Source organism: Caulobacter vibrioides OR37 (genome assembly GCF_000372645.1).
Taxonomy (GTDB): domain Bacteria; phylum Pseudomonadota; class Alphaproteobacteria; order Caulobacterales; family Caulobacteraceae; genus Caulobacter; species Caulobacter vibrioides_E.
Genome location: NZ_APMP01000002.1, coordinates 84,096 through 109,155 on the forward strand (window position 1 = coordinate 84,096; position 25,060 = coordinate 109,155).

A 25,060-nucleotide genomic window follows, 5' to 3' on the forward strand; every position below is an offset into this window, starting at 1 on the left:
TAGGATGAGCGGCAAGGCGCTCGATGTTCTGATTGTCGAGGACGAGATGCTCCTGGCGATCGAACTCGAATATCTGGTCGAGGAGGTGGGTTGCCACGCCCTCGGCTGCGCCATGAGCGCCGACGAGGCAGTCGATCTCGCCGCGAGGCTGCGTCCCGACCTCGCTTTGATCGACGTCCACCTCAGCGACGGCCCCACCGGCATCGACGTCGCGCGCCGGATCCACGAGGACTGCGGCGGGACCGCGCTGTTCATGACCGCCAACGTCAAGCGCCTTCCGGAAGACTTCGCCGGGGCGTGCGGCGTGATCGGCAAGCCCTATTCCGAGCACGGCGTGAAGACCGCCCTGGCCTATCTGGCCTGCTGCCTGACGGAAGGCCGGGCGCCGGGCCTGCCGCCCGTCGGCCTGACCCTGGCCCCGCGCTACGCCCAACTGTGGGGTCTCGACCAGCCGCTGTCGAAGAGCGCATGACGCTCTCGGCGCCCGCCGTGATCGGAACCCTCGCGGCCCTGCTGTCGATCACCAGTTTCGCGCCGCAGATCGCCAAAATTCATCGCGAGAAGGACGCCTCGTCCGTCTCGCTGCGCACCTATCTGGTGACGGTGACCGGCTTTACCTGCTGGATCGTCTACGGACTTTTGATCCAGGCTTGGCCGGTGGTGGCGTCGAACATCGCCAGCCTGGCGATGTCGGCGACGGTGCTGGTCATGAAATGGCGGCTCGACCGCGCCGGCTGAACCCCCTTTTAGGTGACAGGGGGGACGGGGTCCGCTATCGAGGCCGCCGCCTATTTCGCATCCCAATTCTTGCCTGAGGGACCGAGCCCTTGACCGAAGTCGCCGAGGAAGCCGGCTGGGCCACCGCCAAGACCCTGGCCGAGGCCCTGCCCTACATCCAGATCTACGACCGCGAAACGGTCGTGATCAAATACGGCGGCCACGCCATGGGCCAGGAGGACGTGGCCAAGGTCTTCGCCGCCGACGCGGTGCTGCTGAAGCTGCTGGGCGTCCACCCGGTGGTCGTGCACGGCGGCGGTCCGCAGATCAGCCGGATGCTGGACAAGGCCGGGGTCAAGTCGACCTTCGTCGACGGCCTGCGCGTCACCGACGAGGCCACCATGGAGGTGGCCGAGATGGTCCTCTCCGGCGCGATCAACAAGGAAATCGCCAACTGGATCACCCAGGCCGGCGCCGAGGCCGACGTGCGCGGCGTGGGCCTGTCCGGCAAGGACGCCCGCCTGATCACCGCCGAGAAGGTGACGCGCACCAAGAAGGATCCGGACAGCAACATCGAACAGGTCGTCGACCTGGGCTTCGTGGGCGAGCCGACCAAGGTCGACCCGCAGCTGATCGAGGCCCTGATCCGCTCGGAGCTCGACTACATCCCCGTGGTCGCGCCGATCGGCGTCTCGTCGCAGGGCGAGACCTTCAACATCAACGCCGACACCGTGGCCGGCGCGCTGGCCGGCGCCCTGAAGGCCAAGCGGATGCTGATGCTGACCGACATCAAGGGCGTGCTCGACGGCGAGGGCGAGCTGATCCGCGAGATGACCGTCGATCAGGCCCGCGAACTGATCGCCACCGGTGTAGCCACCGGGGGCATGATCCCCAAGCTGGAGAACGCGATCCACGCGATCGAGGCCGGGGTCGAGGCCGTCGTCATCCTGGACGGCCGCCGCCCGCACGCGATGCTGGTCGAGCTGTTCAGCGAGCACGGCGCGGGCACGCTGATCTCCCGATGATCCGCCCCGCCGCCGCGCGAGGGAAGAGACACTGATGTCGGCCGACCTTTCCCACGTCGACACCTGGCTGTTCGACCTCGACAACACGCTCTACCCGCTGGAAAGCCAGTTCATGCTGCTGATCGAACAGCGCATGACCGACTTCGTGGCGCGCGAGACCGGCCTGCCCCGCGACGAGGCCCGCGCGCTGCAGCATGAATACTTCAAGGCGCACGGCACCACCCTGGCCGGCCTGATGACCCACCATGGCATCGAGCCGAAGGCGTTCCTCGACGAGGTGCACGACGTCTCGATGGACCGGCTGACGCCGGACCCGGCGCTGCGCGCGGCGATCGCGCGCCTGCCGGGCCGGCGGCTGATCTTCACCAACGGCTCGCTGGGCCACGCCGAGCGCGTTCTGACCCACCTGAACCTGCGCGACCTGTTCTCGGACGTGTTCGCGATCGAGACGGCCGACTATGTGCCCAAGCCGGCGCTGGCGACCTTCGACAAGATCTGCAAGCTGCACGCGATCGATCCGCCGATGACGGCCTTCTTCGAGGACAGCGAGAAGAACCTCGTCCCCGCCGCGCGGCTGGGCATGACCACGGTCCTGGTCGGCGCCCACGCGGCCGCCTCGACCTCCGAACACGTCCATCATCGCACCCACGACCTCGCCGCGTTCCTGGACGCGGCCCGCCTGCAAGGAAGCCCGCCATGACCACCGTCAGCCTTTCGGACCTCCAGACCGAGATCGAAGCCGCCTGGGAAGCCCGCGCCGAGGTCTCGGCCGCCACCACCGGCCCGGTCCGCACCGCCGTCGACGAGGCCCTGCTGCTGCTCGACAGCGGCAAGGCCCGCGTCTCGGAGAAGATCGACGGCGAATGGGTCACGCACCAGTGGCTGAAGAAGGCCGTGCTGCTGTCGTTCCGCCTGAACCCCAACACCGTCATGCGCGCCGGCACGCTGGGCGGCGGCGTCGGTCCCTGGTGGGACAAGGTGCCGAACAAGTTCGACGGCTGGGACGCCCCGCAGTTCGAGGCCGGCGGCTTCCGCGCGGTGCCGGGCGCCATCGTCCGCCGCGGCGCCCACATCGGCAAGAACGTGATCCTGATGCCCTCGTTCGTGAACATCGGCGGCTATGTCGACGAGGGCACGATGGTCGACACCTGGGTGACGGTCGGCTCGTGCGCCCAGATCGGCAAGAACGTCCACCTGTCGGGCGGCGTCGGCATCGGCGGCGTTCTAGAGCCCCTGCAGGCCAATCCGACCATCATCGAGGACGACTGCTTCATCGGCGCCCGCTCGGAAGTCGTCGAGGGCGTGGTCGTGGGCCAGGGCAGCGTTCTGTCGATGGGCGTGTTCATCAGCGCCTCGACCAAGATCGTCGACCGCAAGACCGGCGCCGTGCACATCGGCAAGGTACCGCCCTACAGTGTCGTGGTCCCCGGCAGCCTGCCCGACCCGCACGGCGGCCCCAGCCTCTACTGCGCCGTGATCGTCAAGACGGTCGACGCCCAGACGCGGTCGAAGACCAGCATCAACGACCTGCTGCGGGACTAGGCGGCTCCAGATCCTCCCCCGCGATGCGGGGGAGGTGTCGGCGGAGCCGACGGAGGGGGCGATCTGGAAATCGGCCGAGCCGGCCCCCACCGGCCCGCTGGGCCACCTCCCCCGCATCGCGGGGGAGGATCTGACTTCCCTACTTCGTCGCCTCGTTCAGCTGCTTCTTGCTCTCCGCCGCGCCCTTCTTGGCGTCGCGCTTGAGGTCGGCGCCGGCTTCCTTGGCCTTGTCGCCGGCCTTTTCGCCGAGGTCCTGGGCCTTGTCGGTGGCTTCGCCGGCGGCTTCCTTCAGGTCGGCGGCGGTGTCCTTGGCGCTTTCCTTGATCGCCGCGCCGGCTTCCTTGACATCCGGATCGTTGGCGATCGTGTGGGCGGCGTCCTTGATGTCGGAGGCGGCGGCCTTGGCGCCGTCCTTGACCTTGTCGGCGTGCTCCTGCGAGCAGGCGCCCAGCGCGAGGGCCACGGCGCAGGCGGCGAAGAACGGAATGGAACGCATGGTCTGGCTCCCTGATGAGTCGGCTTCTTAACGAAGCGCCCACGGCCCAGGTTCCGACTCGGCTTTGCGCGAAGCCGCCAAGGCGTCTAAACCCCCGCCATGCGCATCGCCTTCCTCGGCACCCCCGACTTCGCCGTCACCTGCCTGGCCGAACTGGTCGCCTCCGGCCACGAGATCGCCTGTGTCTATTCCCAGCCGCCAGCGCCGCGCGGGCGCGGCCAGGACTTGAAGCCCTCGCCGGTCCACGCCTTCGCCGAAGGCCTGGGCCTCCCGGTCCGCACGCCCGTCTCGATGAAGACCGCCGAAGAGATCGAGGCGTTCAAGGCGCTCGATCTGGACGCCGCCGTCGTCGTCGCCTTCGGCCAGATCCTGGTCAGCGACGTGCTCGACGCTCCGGTTCACGGCTGCTTCAACCTGCACGCCAGCCTGCTGCCGCGCTGGCGCGGCGCCGCCCCGATCCAGCGGGCGATCATGGCCGGCGACCCGGTCACGGGCGTCCAGGTCATGCGGATGAGCGAGGGTCTGGACGAGGGGCCGATCCTGATGTCCGAGCAGGTCGTCATCGCCGCCGACGACACCGCCGCCACCCTGCATGACAAGCTGGCCGCCGTCGGCGCGCGCCTGCTGCCCGTCGCCCTGGCCGCCATCGAACGCAGCGCGGCGCGCGAGACGCCCCAGGCCGAAGCGGGCGTGACCTACGCCAAGAAGATCAAGTCGGCCGAGGCCCGCATCGACTGGACCCGTCCGGCCGCCGAGGTCGACCGGCACATTCGCGGCCTGTCGCCGTTCCCCGGCGCCTGGTTCGAGGCGCCGTCGGAAAGGGGTCTCGTCCGCGTGAAGGCCCTGTTGTCGCGGGTCGAGGATGCCGGAGGCCCGCCCGGCCAGGCCCTGGACGACGCCCTGCTGATCGCCTGCGGAGAGGGCGCGGTGCGCCTGCTGAAGGCCCAGCGCGAGGGCAAGGGCGCCCAGGACGCCGAGGTCTTCACGCGCGGCTTCCCGATCCCGGCCGGGACGATCCTGGCCTGATGCCCCGCTACCGCCTCCTCGTCGAGTATGACGGCCGCCCCTATGCCGGCTTCCAGGCGCAGGCCGCGCTGCCGTCGGTGCAGGGCGCGATCGAGGCGGCGGTGAAGGCCTTCAGCGGCCAGGACGTGCGCATCGCCGCCGCTGGCCGCACCGACACCGGCGTCCACGCCACGGGCCAGGTCGTGCATGTGGACCTGGAAAAGGACTGGCCGGCCCAGACCGTGTTCAACGCCCTGAACGCCCACCTGACCCGCGAGGCGGTCTCGATCCTAGAGGCGCAGGTCGCGGAAGACGGCTGGCACGCGCGGTTCTCGGCCAACGAGCGCCGCTATCTCTACCGGATCCTGAACCGCCGCGCCCCACCGGCCCTGGACAAGGGCAAAGTCTGGCACATGAAGAAGGATCTCGACCCCGAGGCCATGCACGCCGCCGCCCAGCACCTGGTCGGCCTGCATGACTTCACGACCTTCCGCGACATGCACTGCCAGGCCAAGAGCCCGGTGAAGACGCTCGATGTCGCCCGCGTGCGCCGGGTCGGCGAGGAGATCCATCTGGATTTCGAGGCGCGATCCTTCCTGCACCGCCAGGTGCGCTCGATGACCGGCACCCTGGTCGAGGTGGGGGCGGGCCGCTGGACGCCGGACGACGTCAAGGCCGCCCTGGAGGCGAAGGACCGGCGTGAGTGCGGGCCCGTGGCGCCGGCGGATGGGCTCTATCTGGTGGGCGTGGGGTACGGTCCGCTCGCGTCCTGACGGTTCAATCGAGCAACCAACGCCCACCGAGCCACGTCACGCGCCGGCAGCGCCAGGGATCAACGTCGCTCTCGGCGATGGTCGCCGCGCTCCAGCTGGTGGGCCAGACGCCGGGCTTAGACGCACAGACAAAATAGGTTTTGTCGGCGGTCACGAAAGCCTGAACGGCCTGGGAGCGACGATCGGCGGGTAAGTCCGCCCTCAGCTGGGCATGGACGGCTTCCGCAATCAAGGGTGACGCCGGATACAGCGGCTCATGATTCCAGAGCAAACCCTGAGCGCTGGGCCGCCGACGCATCACCGTTTCGATCACCGCGCCCCTGAGCACCGCACCGTTGTCCAGACAAGCCTCGCGCAAACAGGTCGGATCGAAGCTTGCTGTAAAGATGATGCCAGAATAGCGGATCGGTCGGTCTAGCGACGGCTGGTCGCGGGCGAAGCCGATGGCCAAGCACTGGTCGCGTTTGACCGTCGCAGGCGTCGCCTCGGTTGGACAGACCGCACACATCATGCCCCAGCAGGCGTCGACCTGTCCCGCAAGCTTGACCTGGGCGCCCGCATATTTGTCGGGCGCCGCGACCAGCTGTTCCAAAGTCACGGTCACCGGGGCGACCTGAGCAGCCAGAACTAATGCTGCGATCAAGACAGCCTCCTTTTCCGAAAAGAGTGGCCACCGGCCACGCTCAACGTCAAGGCGATTACAGCACCGAGCAATTGGTGATCTGGCTGAACGCCTCCAGCGCCGCCGTGCCGACGACCGACGTTCCGAACCGGTCGAGCTCCGGCGACCACACAGCCACCGTCGCCTTGCCCGGGATCACCGCCACGACGCCGCCGCCGACGCCGCTCTTGGCGGGCAGGCCGACGCGGTAGGCGAAGTTGCCGACGCTGTCATAGATGCCGCAGGTCAGCAGCAGGGCGTTCAGCCGCCGGGTCAGGCGCTCGGGGAAGATCGTCTCCTGCGCCACCGGCGAGAAGCCGCCCGCCGCCAGGGGCAGGAAGGCCCGGGCCAGCTGGCGACAGCTCATGGTCAGGGCGCATTGGCGGCAATAGGCGGCGACCACCGCCTCGGGATCGTGCTCGATCGTGCCCTGGCCGCGCATCAGGCTGGCGATGGCGCGGTTCTGCCAGGCGTTGGCCAGTTCGGACGCCGCCACCGTCGGATCGATCTCCAGCCGCTCGCCGCAGAGAAAACCGGCGAAGTCGCGGACCAGGGCGGCCGGATCCTTCGTCACCTTCATCAGCACGTCGACGACCGCCATGGCGCCGGCGTTGATGAACGGATTGCGCGGCACGCCGTCCTCGGCCTCCAGCAGCGACAGATGGTTGAACGGCGTCCCCGACGGCTCCTTGCCGACCCGCGTCCAGATCTCGTCGCCGATGCGGTTCAGCGCCAGGCCCAGGGCGAAGACCTTGGTGATGCTCTGGACCGAGAAGCCCTCGTCGGCGTCGCCGATGACGTGCTCGCCGCCGTCGACCGTCCGCACAGCCATGCCGAACTTGCTTCCCGGCACGGCGGCCAGGGACGGGATGTAGTCGGCCGGCCGCCCCTTGCCGAAGTGCGGCTTCACCAGCACGGCCACCTCGGCCAGCACATCGGGGATCGAAAGCGCTTTCATACGACCCGCTCCCTCAGACCCTTACGGCCACCAGCACCGCCCCGGCGGCGATCAGGGCCACGCCCAGCCAGTTCGCCGGCGACAGCCTCTCGCCGAGGAAGACCGCCGCGATGATCGCCACGAACACGACGCTGAGCTTGTCGATCGGCGCGACCTTGGCCGCCTCGCCGATCTTGAGGGCGCGGAAATAGCAGAGCCACGAGGCCCCGGTGGCCAGGCCCGACAGCACCAGAAACAGCCAGGACCGCCGGCCGATCTCGCCCGCCCCGCGCCACTCGCCCGACACCGTGACGATCAAGGCCGCGATGGCCAGGATCACCACCGTCCTCACCAGGGTGGCGAGGTTCGAGCCGACGCCCTCGACGCCGATCTTGGCCAGGATCGCGGTCAGGGCCGCGAAGACCGCCGAGGCCAGGGCCCAGAAGGGCCAGCTCGCCAGGACGGCCCGTCCCATCAGGCGAAGGCCGCGAAATAGCGGTTGATCAGCGCCTCGTAGGCGACCGCCAGCTGGCGGATCTCCTCGACCGGAACCCGCTCGTCGACCTGGTGCATGGTCGAGCCGACCAGACCGAACTCGACGACGGGGCATAGGGCGCGGATGAAGCGGGCGTCGCTGGTGCCGCCGGTGGTCGACAGCTCGGGCGCGCGGCCGGTCGCGTCAGTCACGGCCGCGACGATGACGTCGGTGAAGGCGCCCGGCTCGGTCAGGAAGGCCTCGCCGCTGATCTTGCTCAAGACCTCGACGCGGCCCGAGAAGCCTTCCGCCGCCGCGCGGCATTCGGCCTCGATCCAGGCGGCCAGGTCCTTGCCCTTGTGGGCCGGGTTGAAGCGGATATTGAGGCGCGCCTTGGCGGAGGAGGGGATGACGTTGGTGGCGGCGTTGCCGACGTCGATCGTGGTCACCTCCAGGTTCGACGGCTGGAAACCGGCATAACCCTCGTCCAGCACCCGGCTCTGCAGCCGCGACAGGATGTCGACCAGCACCGGGATCGGATTGGCGGCGCGATGCGGATAGGCCACGTGACCCTGCTTGCCGTCCACGGCGATCCAGGCGTTGATGCTGCCGCGCCGGCCGATCTTGACCATGTCGCCCAACAGGTTCGCCGAGGTCGGCTCGCCGACGATGCAGTGGTCGATGATCTCGCCCTCGGCGGCCAGGGCCTCGACCACCTTGACCGTGCCGTCCTCGGCCACGCCCTCCTCGTCGCCGGTGATCAGGAAGCTGATCGAGCCGGGATGCGCGGGGATCTTGGCCACGGCGGCGACGAAGGCGGCGATCGCCGACTTCATGTCGACCGCGCCCCGGCCATAGAGGATCCCGTCCTTGATCTCGGCCTCGAACGGACCGGCGGTCCAGGCCGCGTCGTCGCCGACCGGCACCACGTCGGTATGGCCCGCGAAGCACAGGTTCGGCCGCGCCGTCCCGCGCCGGGCGTAGAGGTTCTCGATCTCGCCGAACTTCATCCGGCGGCAGGCAAAGCCCAGGGCTTCCAGCTGGCGCTGCAGCGTGTCCATCGCGCCCGCGTCGGCTGGCGTCACCGAAGGCCGACGGATCAGGGCCTGGGCGAGCGCGACGGGGTCGAGATTGGCGGGATCGATGCTGACAGTGGCGGGCGCGGGACTGGTCATGATCCTGGCTTTAGGCTTCCCTCCCGCCCGACGCAACGCAGAGCCGCCCCATGCCCAAGATCGACCTCTCCGCCGCCCCGACCCGGATCGGCACGGCCTATCCCGCGCCGTTCAACGAACCTTGCCGCGAGCGCCATCGGATCAAGCTGGGCGACGCCGTCGGCCTTACCCAGTTCGGCGTGAACCTGCTGCGTCTAGCCCCCGGCGTCTGGTCTAGCCAGCGCCACTGGCACACGGCCGAGGACGAGTTCACCTGGGTGGTCGAGGGCGAGGTCGTGCTGGTCGAGAATGACGGCGAGACGGTGCTGCGGGCCGGCGACTGCGCGGGCTTCAAGGCCGGGTTGGCCAATGGGCACTGTTTCCAGAACCGCTCCGACCAGGACGCCCTGCTGCTGGAGATCGGCTCGCGGCGGCCGGACCAGGACGGCTGCGACTATCCGGATATCGATCTGGTGCTGCGGGATGGGGAGACGGTCTACCGGCGGCGCGACGGGACGCCCTACGACAGCGAAACCGGCCGGACGCGCTAGCCGTTCGACACGCCTTCGAATACCGACAACTGGCTGAGCGAAGGCGCGCTGGAACGCCGGCCGCGCGTCATGGGGCTGGCCGACCTCCTCCAGCGCCCAGCGCGCCGACGGAGACGAACCGGCGTTCTTTCTGGAACCTTCACCATGCGGAGCGGTTACCGGTCACGCAGAGCCGTTTCGGGGATTTAAATGAGGACTTTGTTGTGCGTGGCGACCCTGGGCGCCGCCTGTCTTTCACCGATGGTCGCGATCGCCGAGGAGGCCGACTTCGATCCCGCGACGATCGACCTGGCCAAGCTGATCGAGTGCCGCACCTATCAGCCCGCGCAATATAACGCCCTGGCCTTCTGGATCGCGGGAGACGACAATCGGGCCGCGCTGGCGAGGTTTGGACTGTCGGAAACCGAGTCCGCCAATCCCATGCTCAGGATCTTCACGCTGAAGGCGCCGCTGACCGTGTTCGGTCGCCAGACGCGGCGGATAGCCTTCGCGAGCTCGGGTCCCCTGGCCATCCTCGACGAAGCCGATCCGCATCCGCTGGCCAAATCCCTGGACGTCAAGGCGACTGTCGACACGCCAAGTAAGTTCCTCGGCGAGCGCGAGATCTCCGCCGTATCCGAGCGGGACGACAAGACCGGCATGACCTTCAAGACGCGGGTCGCGCTGAACGTCTCGACGGTCGCCTCCCATCCGGGCAAGACCCTTGCCGGCTGCAGCTACCGCATCGACCTCGCGGGCTGACGCCATGCGAAGCCAACACCTCATCGGCGGGCTGGCCGCCGCCGTCCTGCTGGCGGGTGGCGTGGCCCAAGCCCAGGATCTCTATGTCGGTACGGTCGCGCTCGAGAAGGACGCGGTCGTTCTGACCCGCTGCGACCTCGTCCAGAACCGCTATGTGCTGCGGGACCGCAAGGGCGAGCGCGCGCAGCCTGTCGCCGAACTGCGCCAGAGGTTGAAGACGCTGAAGGCGCCGGTCTATGTCGAGGTGATCGGCGACTATGCCGAGCAGGGCGAGGACAACGTCCTGGACGTCATCGGCCTTGAGAACCTCAAGGCCGGAAAGTCCTGTCATCTATCGGACGCTCTGGGCGGCCGTTAGGCCGCCCGGCGGGCCTTCTTCACCTTGGTGATCGCCCGGTCGCGGCGCAGGCGCGAGAGGTGGTCGATGAACAGCACACCTTCCAGGTGGTCCATCTCGTGCTGGATGCAGACGGCGTAGAGGCCCTCGGCCTCCTCGACGACGGTCTCGCCCTGATAGTTCATGTAGCGGATCGTCACCTTCGACGGGCGCTCTACCTCGTCGAAATACTCCGGCACCGACAGGCAGCCTTCCTCGTAGCCCAGCACCTCTTCCGAGCGCGACAGGATCTCGGGATTGACGAAGTAGCGCGGGGCCGGCTCCTCGCCCTCGCGGGCCAGATCCATGACGATGACGCGGATCGGCTCGCCGATCTGCACGGCGGCCAAGCCGATGCCGGGGGCGTCGTACATCGTCTCCAGCATGTCGTCCATCAGCGCGCGCAGGTCGTCGGTGACGGCCTCCACGGGCGTGGAAATCTTCTTCAGGACCGCCATGTCGGCGGCGTTATCGACGGTGAGGATGCGACGGATGGCCATGACCAAGGTCAGGTAGGCGTCTCATTTCCGAGCGTCAAGGTGGGAGATTGCCGCTCCCCCGCCGAGGCGGCCAGCTTGGTCAGCGGCCGCACGCCCTGATCGATGGCCGCCGGCTCGGCGATCTCCTTGCCCTCGTGGTCGACCGACAGCTCCTCGAAGCGCCGGGCCTGGGTCAGCACCTGGCTCTCCAGCGAGCCGACGAACTGGTTGTACTTGCCCACCGCGTTTTCCAGCGCCTTGCCCATGGCGCCGGCGTGGGCTCCCATCACCGAGACGCGCTTGTAGAGCTCGCGGCCGACCTCGACGATGCGGGCGGCGTTCTTGGCCTGGTCCTCGGCCCGCCAGCCATAGGCCACCGCCTTGCAGAGGGCGAACAGGGTGGTCGGCGTGACCAGCACCACCTTGCGTTCCATGGCCTCGGTCATCAGGTCGGGCAGGCGGTCCAGGGCCACGGCCAGGAAGCCGTCGCCGGGCACGAACATGGCCACGAAGTCGGGCGAGCCGACGCTGGCGAACTGGTCCCAATAGGCCTTGGACGACAGGCCCTGCATGTGGGCGCGGACGCTGGCGGCGTGGCGGGCCAGGGCCGCTTCGCGCAGCGCCTCGTCGGTGGCGTCCTGGGCCTCGAGGAAGGCGTTCAGGGAGCACTTGGCGTCGATCACGAACACCCCGCCGCCCGGCAGGGTGACGGTGACGTCGGGCCGCCGGCGGCCCTCCTCGCTGTCGACGCTAAACTGCTCCTGGAAATCGAAGCGGCTGTTGAGGCCGGCGGCCTCCAGCACGTTGCGCAGGGTCTGCTCGCCCCACCGGCCCTGCACCCCCGCCCCGCGCCGCAGGGCGGCCGACAGCTTGCGGGCCTCGACTTGGGTCGCCGTCGAGGCCTCCAGCAGTTGCGCGATCTGGGCCTTGAGGCCGCCGGTCTCCTCGGCCCGAGCCTTCTCGACGGCGGTGACCTGGGCCTCGAACTTGGCCAGGGTCTCGGCCACGGGTTTCAGCTGGGCCTCGATCCGCGCCTCGGCCAGCCGTTCGCGGCTCTTGGCGTTCTCGTCGGCCCGCTTGATCAGCTGTTCGGCGATGGTGTTCGCGCTCTGCGCCGCCTGGGCCTTGATCAGCTCGATCTGGGTGGCCGACTGGTCCTCGAGAAGACGCATCCGCTCCTCGGCCTGTGTGACCTTCTCGTTCAGCAGCCAGGCCTGGGCCTCGGCCCTGGCGGCGCGCTTCTGGGCGGCGACGGCCCACAGGGCGCAGGCCACGGCGGCCAGCAGGAAGACGACGGCCAGGATCAGGAACGGGTCGGAGAAGTTCATGCTCCGTTCTTAGCCGGAGTCGCCGAGTCCATAAACCCCGTGATCAGTCAACGCGGATCCAACCTTTCGCATCTGCGCCGAAGATATCGCTCACCACCGAGAAGGCCTCCTCGACGCCATCAGGATGAGAGTGGGTTTGCGGCTCGCCGGCGGCCGTCCAATGCCAAAGCACTATTTCACCGCTATGGCGTTCAATGGTGAAGGCGGCCGGCGGCGGAAGGAGACAGGCCTTGCCCCCTGAGTGGACCGCGAAATTATAAGGCCCGATGGGCTTGAGTCCGGAAACATCCAGGAAGAACAGACGCTCAGCGCCGGCAAAAAGCGGAAGATCTGAAGACTGCATGGTTCAAGCCGGCCGCCGGGCGCGCAGCGCCTGGGCGATGGTGCCGTCATCCAGCCAGTCGAGGTCGCCGCCGACCGGCACGCCCCGCGCCAGCATGGTCACCGGAACGCCGCTCGCCGCCAACCGATCGGCGATGTAGTGGGCCGTCGTCTGGCCGTCGACCGTCGCCGGCAGGGCCAGGATCACCTCGGCCACCGCCCCGTCCGCGACCCGGGCGGCCAGCTCGCCGATCCGCAAGCTGTCGGGGCCGACGCCGTCCAGCGCCGACAGCAGGCCGCCCAACACGTGGTAGCGACCCTTGAAGGACCCGCCGCGCTCCATGGCCCACACCGACCCGACCTCCTCGACCACGCACAGCAGGCGCGCGTCCCGCGTGGCGTCGGCGCAGATCGCGCAGGGATCGGTGGTGTCGAACGATCCGCAGACGGAGCAGGCGCGAACCTTGGCCTGGGCCTCGGCCATGGCGGCGGCCAGCGGCGCCAGCAGGGTGTCGCGCTTCTTGAGCAGCGCCAGGGCCGCGCGACGGCCCGAGCGCGGCCCCAGCCCCGGCAGCTTCGACAGCAGAGCGATCAGGCGCTCGATCTCGGGTCCGGCGGAGGCGGCCATCAGTCCTTCTTCTTGTCCGCGTCGGGACGTGGCAGGGGCTGGGCGCGGCGGCCGGCTTCCAGGATCGGCAGGCCGGCCTCGGTCGGGATATAGATCACCTGGTGGCCGCCCTGGGCCGAGGTTTCTTGCAGCATCTCGATATAGCGCCAGCGCAGATAGCCCTCGGGACCGCCGAGGCTCTCGGCGATGATCTTGTTCGCGGCCGCCACGCCCTGGGCCCGGCGAATCTCGGCCTTGGCGTCGTAGTCGGCGGCCTCGTACTTGGCCAAGGCTTCCTGCACGCGCACCTGACGGTTCTGACTGGCGCGGGCGAGCTCGGCCTCGCCGTGCTTGCGCGCGGCGTAGACGTTGTAGCTGGGCCAGCCCACCAGGAGGGCGACGATGACGACGAGGATCACTCCGATCCCGGCGAAACTCAAACTCCGCATCACCACCCTCCTCTTGGCTTCTATTCTAGAACTTCATCCCCGGCAGGCCGCCCATCAGGCCCGCCATCGGGCCGGCGGCCTCCTGCATCAGCTGGGCCTGCTTGGCGTCGAGCTTCTTCTTGGCGTCGGCGTGGGCGGCGATGATCAGGTCGGCGATCACCTCGCCCTCGCCCGGCTGAACCAGGCTCTCGTCCATCAGAACGCGGACGAGCTCGCCATTGCCCATCAGCGTGACGGTGACCATTCCGCCGCCCGACGTGCCGTCGACGGTCGTCTCGGCCAGGCGCGCCTGGGCGTCCGCCAGTTTCTGCTGCATGGCCTGGGCCTGCTTCATCAGGCCGCCGAGGTCTTTCATGGTCTCAATCTCCAACGCTTCGAATTCCCCTCCCCTTGATGGGGAGGGGTAGGGGTGGGGTGACGCAGCGGTTGATGCAGCGCATGGCGGCCAACTCAGCATTCACCCCCATCCCAAACCCTTCCCCCATCAAGGGGGAAGGGCCTTATCCCTCTTCCTCGTCCGGCTCCAGCGGCGGCGCCTCGGGGGTGAGGATCTTGCGGATCTCGACGATCTCGGCGCCGGGGAAGGCCGCCAGCACCGAGGCGACGAACGGGTCGGCCTTGATCGCCTCCAGCGCCTCGCGCTCCTCGCGCTTCTGGCGCTCCATCAGGCTCTCGGCCCCGCCGCCGCCCTCGGCCGCGACCAGCCAGGGCTGGCCGGTATGCTCCTTCAGGAAGCGCACCAGGCGTCCGGCCAGGTTGCCGGGCGCGCCGGGCGCGGCCTCGAAGGTGATCGCGCCGGGGCGGAAGCTGATCGGGCGGACATACTGCTCGACGTCCAGCCGCAGGCCGATGTCGCGCTTGGCGGCGATCAGGGCCATGACGTCGTCGAACGAGGCCAGCACCGGCATGGCCTGGGCGCCGGGCGCGGCCAGGGTCATCGGCGCTTGTATCGAAGCGGTCGCCCCGCCCGCCCCGCCGCCGATCGCGCCGCCGGAGGGACCGCCGCCGCCCAGTCCGCCGGGCGGCTGGCCGTCGCGCAGGGCTTTCAGCGCCTCCTCCGGACCGGGCAGGTCGGCGGCGTAGCACAGGCGGATCAGGGCCATCTCGGCGGCGGCCATGGCGTCGGGCGCGCGGCGCACTTCCTCGTGGGCCTTCAGCAGCATCTGCCACAGGCGCGACAGCGTGCCGGCCGAGGTGTGCGCGCCGATCGCGGCCAGGCGCGCGGCCTGCTCCTTGGGCATCGACAGGGCGTCGGGCCCCAGGGCCTTCGACACCGCCGCGCCGTGGCAGTGATCCAGGACGTCGAGCATCACCACCGCCGGATCGGCGCCGAAGCCCCAAAGGGCGCGGAAACCCTCCAGCGCGTCCTTGGTCTTGCCGGCCATGACGTTCTCGAACAGGGCGATGGTCTGGCCGCGATCAGCCAGGCCCAGCATGTCGCGAACCACCGCGGCGGAGACCGTAGCCCCGCGATCGGTCTGGACGATGGCCTGATCCAGCAGCGACAGGCCATCGCGCACCGAGCCCTCGGCCGCGCGGGCGATCAGGGCCAGGGCGTCCATCTCGATCCGCGCCCCCTCCTTGGCCGAGATGCGGTCGAAGTGCTTGACCAGCACGTCGGGCTCGACCCGGCGCAGGTCGAAGCGCTGGGTGCGCGACAGGATCGTCACCGGCACCTTGCGGATCTCGGTCGTCGCGAAGATGAACTTGGCGTGCGGCGGCGGCTCTTCCAGCGTCTTCAGCAGCGCGTTGAACGCCGCCGTCGACAGCATGTGCACTTCGTCGATGATGTAGACCTTGTAGCGCGCCTCGACAGGGGCGTAGCGCACGCCGTCCAAGAGCTCGCGCATCTCGTCGACCTTGGTGCGGCTGGCGGCGTCGAGCTCCAGCACGTCCATGTGCCGGCCCTCGATGATGGCGCGGCAGTGATAGCCCTCGGTGGTCAGGTCGACCGAGGGGCCCTTCACCGTGTCGGTCTCGTAGTTCAGCGCGCGGGCCAGCAGGCGCGCGGTCGTGGTCTTGCCGACCCCCCGCACGCCGGTGAGCATGAAGGCGTGGGCGATGCGGCCGGTCGCGAACGCATTCGCCAATGTTCGGACCATGGCCTCCTGGCCGATCAGGTCCTCGAAGGTGCGCGGGCGGTACTTCCGCGCCAGCACGGTATAGGCGTCGCCGGTTTCGGGCGGCGGATCCTGGACAACGGGGCGCGACACGGGGACGGGCGCGGGCGCGTCGCCGAAGATGTCGGCGGTGTTCTCGTCGCGTTCAGCGGGAGCCTCATCCCACGGCGGCGCGGAATCGGTCGAGAGGTCGTCGTGGTCGGCCATGGCGCGGAGTGTAGTAGGGCGGAGCACGCAGCAAAAGCCTCACGCCCGTTCGCGCGCGCATCCGCTGACAGATTTAGGGGAAAGGGAAGGTGGAGACCGGACAGCGACCCAGAGGTGATCTCGTTGTGGCTGCTGCCTCTCGGCCCTGACCAGGTTGGCGAGGCTTCCGTCCGCGCCGATCTCCGAGGCCTATATCGCGACTCATCGCGACGGATGCAAGCCGCATGACGTTCATGCGACGTCGTGACGAACAAACACGGTCGCGCTAGACACGCCGTATGTCCCTCTCGATCATCACCAACACCTTCGCCGGCAACCCCCTGAACCGCGCCAGCGAGCGCCGCGGCGACGAGGCCTGGCTGGCCGAGAAGCTGGCCGACCCCGAGTCGCTGGCGGTCGCGCTGTGGAACGGCAAGCCCCTGGTCGAGGACCTGCTGGGCGACGACGGCAAGCCGAAGGGCGTGCAGATCGCCTATCTGCGCGCCGACCTGGCCCAGGACCTTGCCGGCGGCCAGGAGCGGCTGCTGTTCCTCGGTCTCTGGAAGGACATCGCGGTCTTCGCCGTCGACATCGACACGGCCGCCGATCCGTCCGAGGGGCCGCTGCAAGGCCTGGGCCGGTTCGAGGAGCTGCGCGGCGTGGCCGCCGCCATGCCGCCGGCCGACGCCGGCATCCTGGCCACCGCCAAGTCGATGTTCGAATGGCGCCGCCGCCACCGCTGGTGCAGCAACTGCGGCCAGAAGAGCGAGGTCGCCGACGGCGGCTGGAAACGCGTCTGCCCGGCCTGCGAGGCCGAGCACTTCCCGCGCACCGACCCGGTGGTGATCATGCTGGCCCTGCACGAGGGCAAATGCCTGCTGGGACGCCAGGCGGCCTGGCCCAAGGGCATGTTCTCGGCTCTGGCCGGCTTCCTCGAGCCGGGCGAGACCATCGAGGAAGCCTGCGCCCGCGAGCTGAAGGAAGAGGCGGGGCTGACCGCCGTCGCGGTCCGCTATCACTCCAGCCAGCCCTGGCCCTGGCCCTCGTCGCTGATGATGGGCCTGACGGCCGATGTCGACGGCGGCGACGCCGCGCCCGACCAGACCGAGCTGGAAGAGGTCCGCTGGTTCTCGAAGGACGAGGCGGCGCAATTGATCAAGGGCGAGCTGGAAGGCCTGTTCGCCCCCCCGCCCCTGGCCATCGCGCACCAGCTGATCAAGAGCTGGGCGGAGGGGTAGATCCTCCCCCGCGTCGCGGGGGAGGTGGCCCAAAGGGCCGGAGGGGGCCAGTTGGACGTGGGCCGGGTTCGCCCCCTCAGTCGGCTCCGCCGACAGCTCCCCCGCACTGCGGGGGAGCATCTAACACCGAGCTCATCTAAACGGCGGTTCGTCGAAGGCCCGCAGTTTCCGCGAGTGCAGGTTCGGGCCCTCGGCGTGCAGCAGCTTGCAGGTCAGGATGCCGATCTGCAGGTGCTGGCTGATGGCGCGCTCGTAGAAGGCGTTGGCCTGGCCGGGCAGCTTGATCTCGCCGTGCAGCGGCTTGTCCGACACGCAGAGCAGCGTCCCGTAGGGCACCCTGAAGCGATAGCCCTGGGCGGCGATGGTCGCGCTTTCCATGTCGATCGCCACGGCCCGGCTCTGGTTGAAGCGCAGGGCCGACAGGCTGTGGCGAAGTTCCCAGTTGCGGTCGTCGGTGGTGACGACCGTGCCGGTGCGCAGGCGCTTCTTCAGTTCGCCGCCGCTGTCGCCGCTGATCGCCTTGGCCGCGTCGTAGAGGGCGCGCTGCACCTCGGCGATCGAGGGGACCGGGATCTCGGGCGGCAGCACCGCGTCCAAGACGTGGTCGTCGCGCAGATAGGCGTGAGCGAGGACGTAGTCGCCGATGGTCTGGGTGTCGCGCAGGCCGCCGCAGTGGCCGATCATCAGCCAGGCCTGCGGCCGCAGCACCGCCAGGTGATCGCAGATTGTCTTGGCGTTGGACGGACCGACGCCGATATTGACCAGGGTCACGCCCGCGCCGCCCGGGGCCATCAGGTGGTAGGCCGGCATCTGGTGCTTGCGCCAGGTCGACTCGGCCACCGCCAGTTCCGGATTGGCCGTGTTGGCGGTAATCGTCAGGCCGCCCGAGCAGGACAGGGCGGTATAGGGGCTGCCGTCCGCCTTCAGCTGTTCGATGCCCCAGCGCACGAACTCGTCGACATAGCGATGATAGTTCGTGAACAGAATGAACTGCTGCACGTCCTCGGCCGGCGCGCCGGTGTAGTGCCTCAGACGGGCCAGCGAGAAGTCGGTGCGCAGGCCATCGAACAGCGACAGCGGATGGGTCTCCTCCAGCGCCGGGCTCCAGACGCCGTCGGCGATCTCGTCGCCGATGAAGGCCAGGTCCGTGGTCGGGAAGAAGCGGGCGATATCCTCGCTGCGGACGTCGGCCTGGTTCAGGTCGATCGAGGCGTCCAGCACGTAGGGATAGGGGATTTCCTGCCGCGAGCGCTCGATCTCGATCTCGACGTCGAAGTCGTCCATCAGAAGGGTCAGCTGCTCGACCAGATAGTCCTTGAACTGGGCCGGCTTGGTTACGGTGGTGGCATAGACGCCGGGCCGGCTGACGCGGGCGTAGGACCGGGCCAGCTTGGGCGGCAGGGCCTCGGGATCGTAGGTCAGCCTCAGCTCGGGATAGGCGAAGCTGCCGTCGAACCGCGCCTGCGGGTCGGGCCGGGTTCCGTTTTCGAGATAGGCGCGGAGGGCGTCGCGGAGAGCGCCGACGGCGCGTTCATATTCGTCATTGAGCCGTTCGACGACGGCGATTGCTTTTTCTTGGTTTGACATGCGGCCTTATAGCGACGTTTCACGACATTGGCGAGACACCGGCCCCACGAAGTAGAAAAACTTCTTACTTAGTGTCCGATGAGGGCGTCCGGCGGTCCCGCGTCTCTGGAATTATGAGCCCATTTCGCCGGCCTGGCTCGCCCTGGCCCGGCGTCGCCGCCTCAACAGGCATGGACGAACCCGCTTTCGTCCGCCACAAGGGCGGAAATGCTCAAGGAAGGCGCGAATGGCGGCGCGGGCGCTGTCGCGCGTCGATCCTTCCGACCACCAGTACGCCGTCGACGCCCAGCAGAGGGCGCCAGGGGGATCCATGAATAAACGTTTCGCCTTTCTGATCGTCCTGGCCATGGTGCTGGGCGTCGCGGTCGGTTGGGGGTGCAACCAGTATCTCGACGCGGCCGGCGCCAAGAAGGCGGCCGAGTTGGCCTCGCTGCTGCCCTACGTCTTCCTTCGCCTGATCAAGATGATCATCGCGCCGCTGGTCTTCACCACCCTGGTGGCCGGCATCGCCCACATGGAGGACGCCGCCGCCGTCGGGCGCGTCGGCGTCAAGGCCCTCTCCTGGTTCATCGTCGCCTCGATCCTGTCGCTGCTGATCGGCATCGGCATGTTCCATCTGCTGGACCCGGCCCATGGCGTGGTCCTGAAGGAAGCCGCCGGGGCCGGCGCGCCGCCGTCGGCCGAGGGCGCCTTCACGATCAAGAGCTTCATCGACCACCTGATCCCGGCCTCGCTGTTCGAGGCGATGGCCAAGAACGAGATCCTGCAGATCGTCGTCTTCTCGGTGTTCGTCGGCACCGCCGTCGCCACCCTGGACAACAAGGCCCCGGCCGTCATGCAGGTGACCGAGCAGGCCGCCTCGATCATGCTGAAGGTCACGGGCTTCGTGATGTCGCTGGCCCCGCTGGCCATCTTCGGCGCCCTGGCCAACACCGTCGCCAAGGAAGGCCTGTCGATCATCGGCGTCTACGCCAAGTTCATCGGCGCCTTCTACGCGGGCCTGGGCACGCTGTGGCTGCTGCTGTTCCTGGCCGCCCTGGCCTTCCTCGGACGCCGCGCCATCCCGCTGTTCGGCTTCATCCGCACGCCGGCCCTGCTGGCCTTCTCGACCGCCAGCTCCGAAGCGGCCTATCCGCGCCTGCTGGATGGCCTGCCCACCCTGGGCGTGCGCCGCAAGATCGTCAGCTTCGTCCTGCCGCTGGGCTACTCGTTCAATCTCGACGGCTCGATGATGTACTGCACCTTCGCCACCCTGTTCATCACGGCGGTGCACGGCGTCCACCTGACCGTCGAGCAACAGGCCTCGATGCTGCTGCTGCTGATGGTCACGTCCAAGGGCATGGCCGGCGTGCCGCGCGCCTCGCTGGTGGTGATCATGGCCACCCTGACCTATTTCGGCCTGCCTGAGGGCTGGATCGCGCTGGTGCTCGGCGTCGACCACCTGCTGGACATGGGCCGCAGCGCCACCAACGTCGTCGGCAACAGCGTCGCCGCCGCCGTGGTCGCCAAGTGGGAAGGCGAGCTGGACCCAGCTCCGGCCGAGCCCGCCAAGGCCTGACACCCGGTCTTGGGATACGCCGCCAACGGCCCGCCTTTCCGTCGAGGGGCGGGCCGTTTTCGTGTATAGTTCTTTCTGTACGCCGCGCGCTTGACTCCGCCTCGCCCAGGGCCAATCTCAAGCGTTGGGGGCTTTGAAGGACGACGTGTCATGAGCAAGATCACCCACTCCGCGCGCGCCGCGCTGATCGGGCTCGCCATCGCGGGCCTCTCGGGTCTGGCCGCCTCGGCCCAGGACGCCGCTCCGGCGCCGGCCAAGCCCGCCCGCCAATGCTTCTACCTGTCCGACTGGCGCGGCTGGACCGCCCCGGACAAGAACACCCTGTACATGAAGGTGCGCGGCCGCGACGTCTATCGCGTCGACCTGGCCTGGGGCTCCAACCAGCTGACCTGGCCGGGCAGCCACCTCGTATCGGTGGTGCGCGGCAGCGACAGCATCTGCCAGCCGCTGGACCTGGACCTGCGGGTCTCGGACGGCATGGGCTTCGCCGTCCCGATCCGCGCCAAGGCGATCACCAAGCTGACGCCCGACGAGATCAAGGCGATCCCGAAGAAGTACCAGCCGTAGGGATCAGCCCGCCGCCGCGTTCAGCAAGGCCACGATCATCGCATTGGCTGGCGTCGGGATGCCGTGCGCCGCGCCCCTGCGGACAATGACGCCGTTGCGAGCGTCCAATTCCATCGGCCGGCCCGCCTGACGATCGGCCAGCAGTGAGTTGACCAAGTCAGAGGGCCCGGCGCGATAGCCGTTCACGACCTGATCGCCGAGGTCATCGGCCAGGGTCGCGCCCTCGGCCCGGCCCACCGCCACGCACTCCGCGACCAGGGCCTTCATCACCTGGGCGGCGCCAGGATCGTGGGCGACGCCCGAGGGCTTCAGCGTCATGGCGTTGACCGCCCCGGCCGCGTTCAGCGCCAGCTTGCGCCAAGCGACCGACACGAAGTCGTCCGTCGTCCCCACGTCGATGGGACAGCCGGCGAACAACGCGGCGAACGCCTTGCCCGCCTCGCCTTCGGGAACCCGGATCCAGCCGTAGCGTCGCTGGCGGAACACGCCGGGCGCGGACCGTTCGGCCGGGAAGTCGACGATCACCGGCAGGAGATTGGCGGCGTCGACCCGGCCGGCGAAAGCTTCGCGGTGCTCGACGCCGTTGCGGATCACCGCCACGCGCGTCCGTGGTCCCACCAGCGCGGCCAGCCAGGGCGCGGCGCCGGCGTCGTCATAGGCCTTCGTCGCCACGAGCACCCAGTCGACCGGCGACAGGCCCCGCGGCGAGGTCGCGATCTTAGGCCGGGCCGAGATCTCGCCGTCAGGCGTTTCGACGGTCAGGGTCTCAAACGGGGTACGCGCGCAGACGGTCAGGTCCAGGTCCCCCCGCTGGGCCAACCAAGCCGCAAGGGTTCCGCCGATGGCGCCGGGGCCAATCAGGGCGACGTTGGGGCTCATAAAGAAAACTCCGACCGTGCGCTCCTTACTAGGCCGCCGAGGCGACACGGTCACTACCGCTTGTGGACGCCGGCCTCGGGCGTGAAGAAGCTGCCTTGCAGCGGGATGTAGCAAGGGGTCTTGCCCAGGCGCACCATGCCCTGGCGGTCCTTCTCCTTCGCGCCGGCTCCGAAGGTCACCGAGCATTTCAGGACCTGCAAGGCGCCAGGGCTCGCGCCGCCGGCCCTGGCGCTGGCCTGGGATCGGCTGGACGGTCCGGCCGCGGCGAGCTCGTCGTAATAGGCCCGCTTCTCCGGATCCATCGGCGCGGCGTAGCGGGGGCCGTCGGCGGCGACCGCGCAGAGCGGCCCTCAGACGCGCCGCGTCCGGCGGAGCGGCGACCTCCGGCGCCGGCGGGACACTCGCTTCCGTCGCCTTCGCGATCGCCGTCGAAGATGGCGCCACGATCGGCGCCGGGGCGGCGGCGGCTCTCGCGGGCGTCCGCCTCGGAGAAGCCCGCGCGGCCGAAGGGGGTCGGGTCATCTCGACCGTCATCGACGACAGGTCCGGGCCGTTGGCGACCAGGTCGGCGGATCTTGGCCAGGCCAGCCAGAACAGCACGACGCCATGCAGCGCCAGCGAAAGCGTCGCGATCGCGCCACCCCGCGCCCGTCTGGCCAGAACCATCCCCTCGCCCCCAACCGCTGGGCGCGAAATGGAACCTGTCGTTGTGTCCAAAGCGGGGCGGCGCCAAGGCCGCGCTCGGGGCCCGACCCCAAAAGCAAAAGGGCGGGCCCTCGCGGACCCGCCCTCTTCGCGCGCGCTAAAGCCGCCCTATTCGGCCGGCAGCGTCTGGTCGGTGCGCTTCTTCATCATCTCGTCGAAGCTGGTCCACACGCCATCGGCGCCGTGCCACGAGCCCTTGGTGGCGGCCTTGGAGTATTCGGTGGCGCGGGCCTCGAAGAAGTTGGCGTGCTCGACGCCCGACAGCAGGGCCTGCAGCCACGGCAGCGGGTTTTCCTTGATGCCGTAGACCTCGGGCAGCTGCAGCTGGCGCAGGCGCCAGTCGGCGACGAAGCGGATATAGGCCTTGATGTCGTCGGGCGTCATGCCCTGGACCTCGCCGGCCTCGAAGGCCAGGTCGATGAACTTGTCCTCCAGGCCCACCACGTGCTTGCAGCAGTCGACGATGTCGTCGGCCACGGCCTTGGTCACCGCGTTCGTTTCCTTGTTGAACGCGTGGTACAGCTTGATCACGCCGTCGCAGTGCAGGCTCTCGTCGCGGATCGACCACGAGACGATCTGGCCCATGCCCTTCATCTTGTTGAAGCGCGGGAAGTTCATCAGCATCGCGAACGAGGCGAAGAGCTGCAGCCCTTCCGTGAAACCGCCGAACATGGCCAGGGTGCGGCAGATGTCGGCGTTGGTCTCGACGCCGAAGGTCTGCATGTAGTCGTGCTTGGCCTTCATGGCCTCGTATTCCATGAACGCCGAGAACTCGGTCTCGGGCATCCCGATGGTCTCGAGCAGCAGGGCGTAGGCCGCGATATGGATCGTCTCCATGTTCGCGAACGAGGCCAGCATCATCTTCACTTCGGTCGGTTTGAACACCCGACCGTAGCGCTCCATGTAGTTGTCCTGCACCTCGACGTCGGACTGGGTGAAGAAGCGGAAGATCTGCGTCAGCAGGTTCCGTTCCTTGTCGTTCAGCTTGACGGCCCAGTCCTTGAGGTCCTCGCCCAGCGGCACCTCTTCCGGCATCCAGTGGACCTGCTGCTGCTTCTTCCAGAAGTCGTAGGCCCAGGGATAGCGGAACGGCTTGTAGCCGCCCGAGGGGGTCATCAGGCCAGGCAGGATCAGCGACGACGGAGCGGACATGACAGGGCCTCGGAGCGAGAATCGAGCGGACGGGTTAGAAGAGGTTACGGCAGGCGACCGCCCGACGCACGCCTAAGAGTGCCCCACCACATCTAGTGTGACAATGGGCCTCACCCACAAGATAGGGGATGAATCGTGAAAAAGCCGTTTACGATTTTCAGCGCCGTCGGCTCGGGCGGCGTGCCTGTCGAGGCGGCCATGACCTTGATCGGATTGCCTTTTGAGGTGGTCGAGGCCCCGACCTGGCGCGGCGAGGCGGAGGCCGCCAAGGTCGCCGCGATCAATCCCCTTAAGCAAATTCCGGCGCTGGTCACGCCGGACGGCGAGACGATCACCGAAAGCGCCGCCATCCTGATCTGGCTGGCCGATCGCTATCCGGAGGCGCGCCTCGCCCCTGGGCTCGATGCTCCGGCCCGAGGCCAGTTCCTGCGCTGGATGAGCTTCATCTCGGCCTCGATCTACGCGCTCTACTGGATCAGCGACGCGCCGGCGCGGCTGGTCGGCGAGGACCCGGCGCTACAGGCGCGCGCGAAGGCGGCGATCAAGGACCGGATCGTCGACTGCTGGCGGATGATGGAGAGTCAGATCCCGCCGGGACGCTACCTGCTGGGCGACGAGATGACGGTGCTGGACCTCTACGTCGCCGTGCTGAGTCGCTGGGGCCCGAGACGGGTGCGGTTCTACGAGGCGGCGCCGCGCATGAGCGAGGTGGTCAAGCGGGTGGACGCCGACCCGCGGCTGGCGGCGTTCTGGGCGGAGCGGTTCCCGTTCTTTGACGGGTGGGAGCGGTTGGGGGCGCAGGGGTGAGACAAGCGCTGACCTCACTAGGTATCGACTTCAGCGCCCCCTCAGCGCTGGCTAGATACTGCTTCTTTATTTCGTCCATAGTCCGAAAATCACCGGGGAAGAAGCTATTCACCTCTCGAATGGGAATATTGAGATATATAACCTGAAACTCCCTCCTACGGAATTTTCGGAAAAAACTTATGTCAGCGAGACCTCGATCATTAGGCAACGAATCTAGGCATAGGATATACCCGAAAGGTGGGAATGCGATCTCGGCGAAAGTAGAGCTACCAACGCCGACCTGCACAAGCCCAGTGATGCCCGCCTGCCGAGTTGATCGCGATTTTGGCGAAATAAAATAGCAGTATATTTTAAATCTATCCGACAGCCCCGGCAAATCAGGGTTCAGGACCCAGCGCCTGATTTCTGGAGCAGAACTGAAGAATGAAGGGCCGCAAGCACTGGCGAACATAGCCATGATTTGCTTGAGAACGGGCAGCGGCTGAATATTGTATGGCAACCTCAGGGACGCCCCTGCATGTCCGATGGTCTGCAGATGCCGCATCCCCTCGTAGGCCCATTTTACGTATTGCGGGCCGTACCAATGACCGGTGTCGTTATTACACTTTCCACAAAGTGTATAAT

The 25,060-nt window shown here is 68.2% G+C and carries 30 protein-coding genes and 1 other RNA gene; 14 read left to right on the forward strand and 17 right to left on the reverse strand.

Features of this window, described 5'->3' with window-relative positions:
* Nucleotides 1–4 precede the first annotated feature (4 nt).
* The 5 genes from OR37_RS03135 to dapD all read left to right on the forward strand — a co-directional run bounded on the left by OR37_RS03135 (nt 5) and on the right by dapD (nt 3,284).
* On the forward strand, nt 5–472 hold the full coding sequence (locus tag OR37_RS03135) for a response regulator (RefSeq protein ID WP_004615752.1): 468 nt from the start codon (nt 5–7) through the stop codon (nt 470–472).
* Nucleotides 469–738 carry a SemiSWEET family sugar transporter gene (locus OR37_RS03140; RefSeq protein WP_004615753.1) on the forward strand — a complete coding sequence of 90 codons (270 nt, stop codon included), beginning with the start codon at nt 469–471 and terminating at the stop codon, nt 736–738. The genes OR37_RS03135 and OR37_RS03140 overlap by 4 nt, the downstream gene beginning before the upstream one ends.
* A gap of 89 nt (nt 739–827) precedes the next feature.
* Nucleotides 828–1,742 (forward strand): acetylglutamate kinase, encoded by a 915-nt coding sequence (argB, locus tag OR37_RS03145; RefSeq protein WP_004615754.1) that lies wholly within the window; start codon nt 828–830, stop codon nt 1,740–1,742.
* A gap of 34 nt (nt 1,743–1,776) precedes the next feature.
* Nucleotides 1,777–2,442 (forward strand): pyrimidine 5'-nucleotidase, encoded by a 666-nt coding sequence (locus OR37_RS03150; protein WP_004615755.1) that lies wholly within the window; start codon nt 1,777–1,779, stop codon nt 2,440–2,442.
* Complete coding sequence (dapD, locus tag OR37_RS03155) at nt 2,439–3,284, forward strand: 2,3,4,5-tetrahydropyridine-2,6-dicarboxylate N-succinyltransferase (RefSeq protein ID WP_004615756.1); 846 nt, start codon at nt 2,439–2,441, stop codon at nt 3,282–3,284. Before OR37_RS03150 ends, dapD begins: the two co-directional genes overlap by 4 nt.
* A 139-nt stretch (nt 3,285–3,423) precedes the next feature.
* Here the strand turns inward: dapD and OR37_RS03160 are convergent, their stop codons facing one another.
* A complete protein-coding gene (locus OR37_RS03160; RefSeq protein WP_004615757.1) occupies nt 3,424–3,780 on the reverse strand; it encodes a hypothetical protein in 357 nt (118 codons plus the stop codon).
* Between the two features lie 99 nt (nt 3,781–3,879).
* Between OR37_RS03160 and fmt the strand changes: the two genes are divergently transcribed.
* Both fmt and truA read left to right on the forward strand, forming a co-directional pair.
* Nucleotides 3,880–4,806, forward strand: a complete 927-nt coding sequence (gene fmt, locus OR37_RS03165) for a methionyl-tRNA formyltransferase (protein WP_004615758.1) — start codon at nt 3,880–3,882, stop codon at nt 4,804–4,806.
* Nucleotides 4,806–5,558, forward strand: a complete 753-nt coding sequence (truA, locus tag OR37_RS03170) for a tRNA pseudouridine(38-40) synthase TruA (protein WP_004615759.1) — start codon at nt 4,806–4,808, stop codon at nt 5,556–5,558. The genes fmt and truA overlap by 1 nt, the downstream gene beginning before the upstream one ends.
* 4 nt (nt 5,559–5,562) lie before the next feature.
* Here truA and OR37_RS03175 read toward each other — a convergent pair whose 3' ends face one another.
* From OR37_RS03175 to dapE, 4 genes are read right to left on the reverse strand one after another with little or no spacing between them, the layout of a single operon-like run.
* On the reverse strand, nt 5,563–6,201 hold the full coding sequence (locus OR37_RS03175) for a hypothetical protein (RefSeq protein ID WP_004615760.1): 639 nt from the start codon (nt 6,199–6,201) through the stop codon (nt 5,563–5,565).
* A 55-nt stretch (nt 6,202–6,256) separates the two neighbouring features.
* Complete coding sequence (locus tag OR37_RS03180) at nt 6,257–7,177, reverse strand: glutaminase (protein WP_004615761.1); 921 nt, start codon at nt 7,175–7,177, stop codon at nt 6,257–6,259.
* A gap of 13 nt (nt 7,178–7,190) precedes the next feature.
* Complete coding sequence (locus tag OR37_RS03185) at nt 7,191–7,631, reverse strand: EamA family transporter (RefSeq protein WP_004615762.1); 441 nt, start codon at nt 7,629–7,631, stop codon at nt 7,191–7,193.
* On the reverse strand, nt 7,631–8,806 hold the full coding sequence (gene dapE / locus OR37_RS03190) for a succinyl-diaminopimelate desuccinylase (RefSeq protein ID WP_004615763.1): 1,176 nt from the start codon (nt 8,804–8,806) through the stop codon (nt 7,631–7,633). The genes OR37_RS03185 and dapE overlap by 1 nt, the downstream gene beginning before the upstream one ends.
* A gap of 50 nt (nt 8,807–8,856) precedes the next feature.
* Here dapE and OR37_RS03195 point away from each other — a divergent pair, with 50 nt between their 5' ends.
* The 3 genes from OR37_RS03195 (at nt 8,857) to OR37_RS03205 (ending at nt 10,435) form a co-directional block, all read left to right on the forward strand.
* Nucleotides 8,857–9,336, forward strand: coding sequence for a cupin domain-containing protein (locus OR37_RS03195; RefSeq protein ID WP_004615765.1), 480 nt, complete (start codon nt 8,857–8,859; stop codon nt 9,334–9,336).
* 189 nt (nt 9,337–9,525) lie between these two features.
* Complete coding sequence (locus OR37_RS03200; RefSeq protein ID WP_054508498.1) at nt 9,526–10,077, forward strand: hypothetical protein; 552 nt, start codon at nt 9,526–9,528, stop codon at nt 10,075–10,077.
* A 4-nt stretch (nt 10,078–10,081) separates the two neighbouring features.
* A complete protein-coding gene (locus OR37_RS03205) occupies nt 10,082–10,435 on the forward strand; it encodes a hypothetical protein (RefSeq protein WP_004615768.1) in 354 nt (117 codons plus the stop codon).
* Here the strand turns inward: OR37_RS03205 and def are convergent.
* The 8 genes from def to ffs form a co-directional block, all read right to left on the reverse strand.
* Complete coding sequence (gene def, locus OR37_RS03210; protein ID WP_004615769.1) at nt 10,432–10,953, reverse strand: peptide deformylase; 522 nt, start codon at nt 10,951–10,953, stop codon at nt 10,432–10,434. The two genes, OR37_RS03205 and def, sit on opposite strands and share 4 nt — an antisense overlap.
* A gap of 8 nt (nt 10,954–10,961) precedes the next feature.
* Nucleotides 10,962–12,260, reverse strand: a complete 1,299-nt coding sequence (gene rmuC, locus OR37_RS03215) for a DNA recombination protein RmuC (RefSeq protein ID WP_004615770.1) — start codon at nt 12,258–12,260, stop codon at nt 10,962–10,964.
* Nucleotides 12,261–12,303: 43 nt separating this feature from the next.
* The gene (locus OR37_RS21615; RefSeq protein WP_131368803.1) at nt 12,304–12,603 is read right to left on the reverse strand and encodes a hypothetical protein; all 300 of its coding nucleotides are present in this window, start codon (nt 12,601–12,603) and stop codon (nt 12,304–12,306) included.
* A gap of 3 nt (nt 12,604–12,606) precedes the next feature.
* Nucleotides 12,607–13,209 (reverse strand): recombination mediator RecR, encoded by a 603-nt coding sequence (gene recR / locus OR37_RS03220; RefSeq protein ID WP_004615771.1) that lies wholly within the window; start codon nt 13,207–13,209, stop codon nt 12,607–12,609.
* Nucleotides 13,209–13,637 (reverse strand): hypothetical protein, encoded by a 429-nt coding sequence (locus OR37_RS03225; protein ID WP_004615772.1) that lies wholly within the window; start codon nt 13,635–13,637, stop codon nt 13,209–13,211. The genes recR and OR37_RS03225 overlap by 1 nt, the downstream gene beginning before the upstream one ends.
* 25 nt (nt 13,638–13,662) lie before the next feature.
* Nucleotides 13,663–13,992, reverse strand: coding sequence for a YbaB/EbfC family nucleoid-associated protein (locus tag OR37_RS03230; RefSeq protein WP_004615773.1), 330 nt, complete (start codon nt 13,990–13,992; stop codon nt 13,663–13,665).
* Nucleotides 13,993–14,137: 145 nt separating this feature from the next.
* Complete coding sequence (locus OR37_RS03235) at nt 14,138–15,964, reverse strand: DNA polymerase III subunit gamma/tau (protein ID WP_004615774.1); 1,827 nt, start codon at nt 15,962–15,964, stop codon at nt 14,138–14,140.
* 87 nt (nt 15,965–16,051) lie between these two features.
* Nucleotides 16,052–16,149: signal recognition particle sRNA small type (gene ffs / locus OR37_RS20605), an RNA gene on the reverse strand.
* Between the two features lie 93 nt (nt 16,150–16,242).
* On the opposite strand from ffs, the gene nudC reads away from it, so the two are divergent.
* A complete protein-coding gene (gene nudC, locus OR37_RS03240) occupies nt 16,243–17,181 on the forward strand; it encodes an NAD(+) diphosphatase (RefSeq protein WP_004615775.1) in 939 nt (312 codons plus the stop codon).
* Nucleotides 17,182–17,313: 132 nt separating this feature from the next.
* Here nudC and OR37_RS03245 read toward each other — a convergent pair whose 3' ends face one another.
* Nucleotides 17,314–18,768, reverse strand: a complete 1,455-nt coding sequence (locus OR37_RS03245; RefSeq protein ID WP_004615776.1) for an AMP nucleosidase — start codon at nt 18,766–18,768, stop codon at nt 17,314–17,316.
* Nucleotides 18,769–19,078: 310 nt separating this feature from the next.
* Between OR37_RS03245 and OR37_RS03250 the strand changes: the two genes are divergently transcribed.
* Both OR37_RS03250 and OR37_RS03255 read left to right on the forward strand, forming a co-directional pair.
* Complete coding sequence (locus OR37_RS03250) at nt 19,079–20,326, forward strand: dicarboxylate/amino acid:cation symporter (RefSeq protein ID WP_004615777.1); 1,248 nt, start codon at nt 19,079–19,081, stop codon at nt 20,324–20,326.
* A gap of 150 nt (nt 20,327–20,476) precedes the next feature.
* On the forward strand, nt 20,477–20,893 hold the full coding sequence (locus OR37_RS03255) for a DUF6491 family protein (protein WP_004615778.1): 417 nt from the start codon (nt 20,477–20,479) through the stop codon (nt 20,891–20,893).
* Between the two features lie 3 nt (nt 20,894–20,896).
* Here the strand turns inward: OR37_RS03255 and OR37_RS03260 are convergent, their stop codons facing one another.
* From OR37_RS03260 to OR37_RS03270, 3 genes are all read right to left on the reverse strand, one after another.
* Nucleotides 20,897–21,772 (reverse strand): 2-dehydropantoate 2-reductase, encoded by an 876-nt coding sequence (locus tag OR37_RS03260; RefSeq protein ID WP_004615779.1) that lies wholly within the window; start codon nt 21,770–21,772, stop codon nt 20,897–20,899.
* Between the two features lie 53 nt (nt 21,773–21,825).
* A complete protein-coding gene (locus tag OR37_RS03265) occupies nt 21,826–22,074 on the reverse strand; it encodes a hypothetical protein (RefSeq protein WP_004615780.1) in 249 nt (82 codons plus the stop codon).
* Nucleotides 22,075–22,585: 511 nt separating this feature from the next.
* On the reverse strand, nt 22,586–23,629 hold the full coding sequence (locus OR37_RS03270; RefSeq protein WP_004615781.1) for a ribonucleotide-diphosphate reductase subunit beta: 1,044 nt from the start codon (nt 23,627–23,629) through the stop codon (nt 22,586–22,588).
* 135 nt (nt 23,630–23,764) lie between these two features.
* On the opposite strand from OR37_RS03270, the gene OR37_RS03275 reads away from it, so the two are divergent.
* Complete coding sequence (locus OR37_RS03275; RefSeq protein WP_004615782.1) at nt 23,765–24,436, forward strand: glutathione S-transferase family protein; 672 nt, start codon at nt 23,765–23,767, stop codon at nt 24,434–24,436.
* Nucleotides 24,437–25,060: the final 624 nt, after the last annotated feature.

Excerpts from the sequence above, each read along its gene's own strand:
- OR37_RS03135 (WP_004615752.1), top strand. The coding sequence starts at position 5 with ATGAGCGGCAAGGCGCTCGATGTTCTGATTGTCGAGGACGAGATGCTC.
- OR37_RS03140 (WP_004615753.1), top strand. The coding sequence starts at position 469 with ATGACGCTCTCGGCGCCCGCCGTGATCGGAACCCTCGCGGCCCTGCTG.
- OR37_RS03150 (WP_004615755.1), top strand. The coding sequence starts at position 1,777 with ATGTCGGCCGACCTTTCCCACGTCGACACCTGGCTGTTCGACCTCGAC.
- dapD (WP_004615756.1), top strand. The coding sequence starts at position 2,439 with ATGACCACCGTCAGCCTTTCGGACCTCCAGACCGAGATCGAAGCCGCC.
- OR37_RS03160 (WP_004615757.1), bottom strand. The coding sequence starts at position 3,780 with ATGCGTTCCATTCCGTTCTTCGCCGCCTGCGCCGTGGCCCTCGCGCTG.
- fmt (WP_004615758.1), top strand. The coding sequence starts at position 3,880 with ATGCGCATCGCCTTCCTCGGCACCCCCGACTTCGCCGTCACCTGCCTG.
- truA (WP_004615759.1), top strand. The coding sequence starts at position 4,806 with ATGCCCCGCTACCGCCTCCTCGTCGAGTATGACGGCCGCCCCTATGCC.
- OR37_RS03180 (WP_004615761.1), bottom strand. The coding sequence starts at position 7,177 with ATGAAAGCGCTTTCGATCCCCGATGTGCTGGCCGAGGTGGCCGTGCTG.
- OR37_RS03185 (WP_004615762.1), bottom strand. The coding sequence starts at position 7,631 with ATGGGACGGGCCGTCCTGGCGAGCTGGCCCTTCTGGGCCCTGGCCTCG.
- dapE (WP_004615763.1), bottom strand. The coding sequence starts at position 8,806 with ATGACCAGTCCCGCGCCCGCCACTGTCAGCATCGATCCCGCCAATCTC.
- OR37_RS03195 (WP_004615765.1), top strand. The coding sequence starts at position 8,857 with ATGCCCAAGATCGACCTCTCCGCCGCCCCGACCCGGATCGGCACGGCC.
- OR37_RS03200 (WP_054508498.1), top strand. The coding sequence starts at position 9,526 with ATGAGGACTTTGTTGTGCGTGGCGACCCTGGGCGCCGCCTGTCTTTCA.
- OR37_RS03205 (WP_004615768.1), top strand. The coding sequence starts at position 10,082 with ATGCGAAGCCAACACCTCATCGGCGGGCTGGCCGCCGCCGTCCTGCTG.
- def (WP_004615769.1), bottom strand. The coding sequence starts at position 10,953 with ATGGCCATCCGTCGCATCCTCACCGTCGATAACGCCGCCGACATGGCG.
- rmuC (WP_004615770.1), bottom strand. The coding sequence starts at position 12,260 with ATGAACTTCTCCGACCCGTTCCTGATCCTGGCCGTCGTCTTCCTGCTG.
- OR37_RS21615 (WP_131368803.1), bottom strand. The coding sequence starts at position 12,603 with ATGCAGTCTTCAGATCTTCCGCTTTTTGCCGGCGCTGAGCGTCTGTTC.
- recR (WP_004615771.1), bottom strand. The coding sequence starts at position 13,209 with ATGGCCGCCTCCGCCGGACCCGAGATCGAGCGCCTGATCGCTCTGCTG.
- OR37_RS03225 (WP_004615772.1), bottom strand. The coding sequence starts at position 13,637 with ATGCGGAGTTTGAGTTTCGCCGGGATCGGAGTGATCCTCGTCGTCATC.
- OR37_RS03230 (WP_004615773.1), bottom strand. The coding sequence starts at position 13,992 with ATGAAAGACCTCGGCGGCCTGATGAAGCAGGCCCAGGCCATGCAGCAG.
- OR37_RS03235 (WP_004615774.1), bottom strand. The coding sequence starts at position 15,964 with ATGGCCGACCACGACGACCTCTCGACCGATTCCGCGCCGCCGTGGGAT.
- nudC (WP_004615775.1), top strand. The coding sequence starts at position 16,243 with ATGTCCCTCTCGATCATCACCAACACCTTCGCCGGCAACCCCCTGAAC.
- OR37_RS03245 (WP_004615776.1), bottom strand. The coding sequence starts at position 18,768 with ATGTCAAACCAAGAAAAAGCAATCGCCGTCGTCGAACGGCTCAATGAC.
- OR37_RS03250 (WP_004615777.1), top strand. The coding sequence starts at position 19,079 with ATGAATAAACGTTTCGCCTTTCTGATCGTCCTGGCCATGGTGCTGGGC.
- OR37_RS03255 (WP_004615778.1), top strand. The coding sequence starts at position 20,477 with ATGAGCAAGATCACCCACTCCGCGCGCGCCGCGCTGATCGGGCTCGCC.
- OR37_RS03260 (WP_004615779.1), bottom strand. The coding sequence starts at position 21,772 with ATGAGCCCCAACGTCGCCCTGATTGGCCCCGGCGCCATCGGCGGAACC.
- OR37_RS03265 (WP_004615780.1), bottom strand. The coding sequence starts at position 22,074 with ATGGATCCGGAGAAGCGGGCCTATTACGACGAGCTCGCCGCGGCCGGA.
- OR37_RS03270 (WP_004615781.1), bottom strand. The coding sequence starts at position 23,629 with ATGTCCGCTCCGTCGTCGCTGATCCTGCCTGGCCTGATGACCCCCTCG.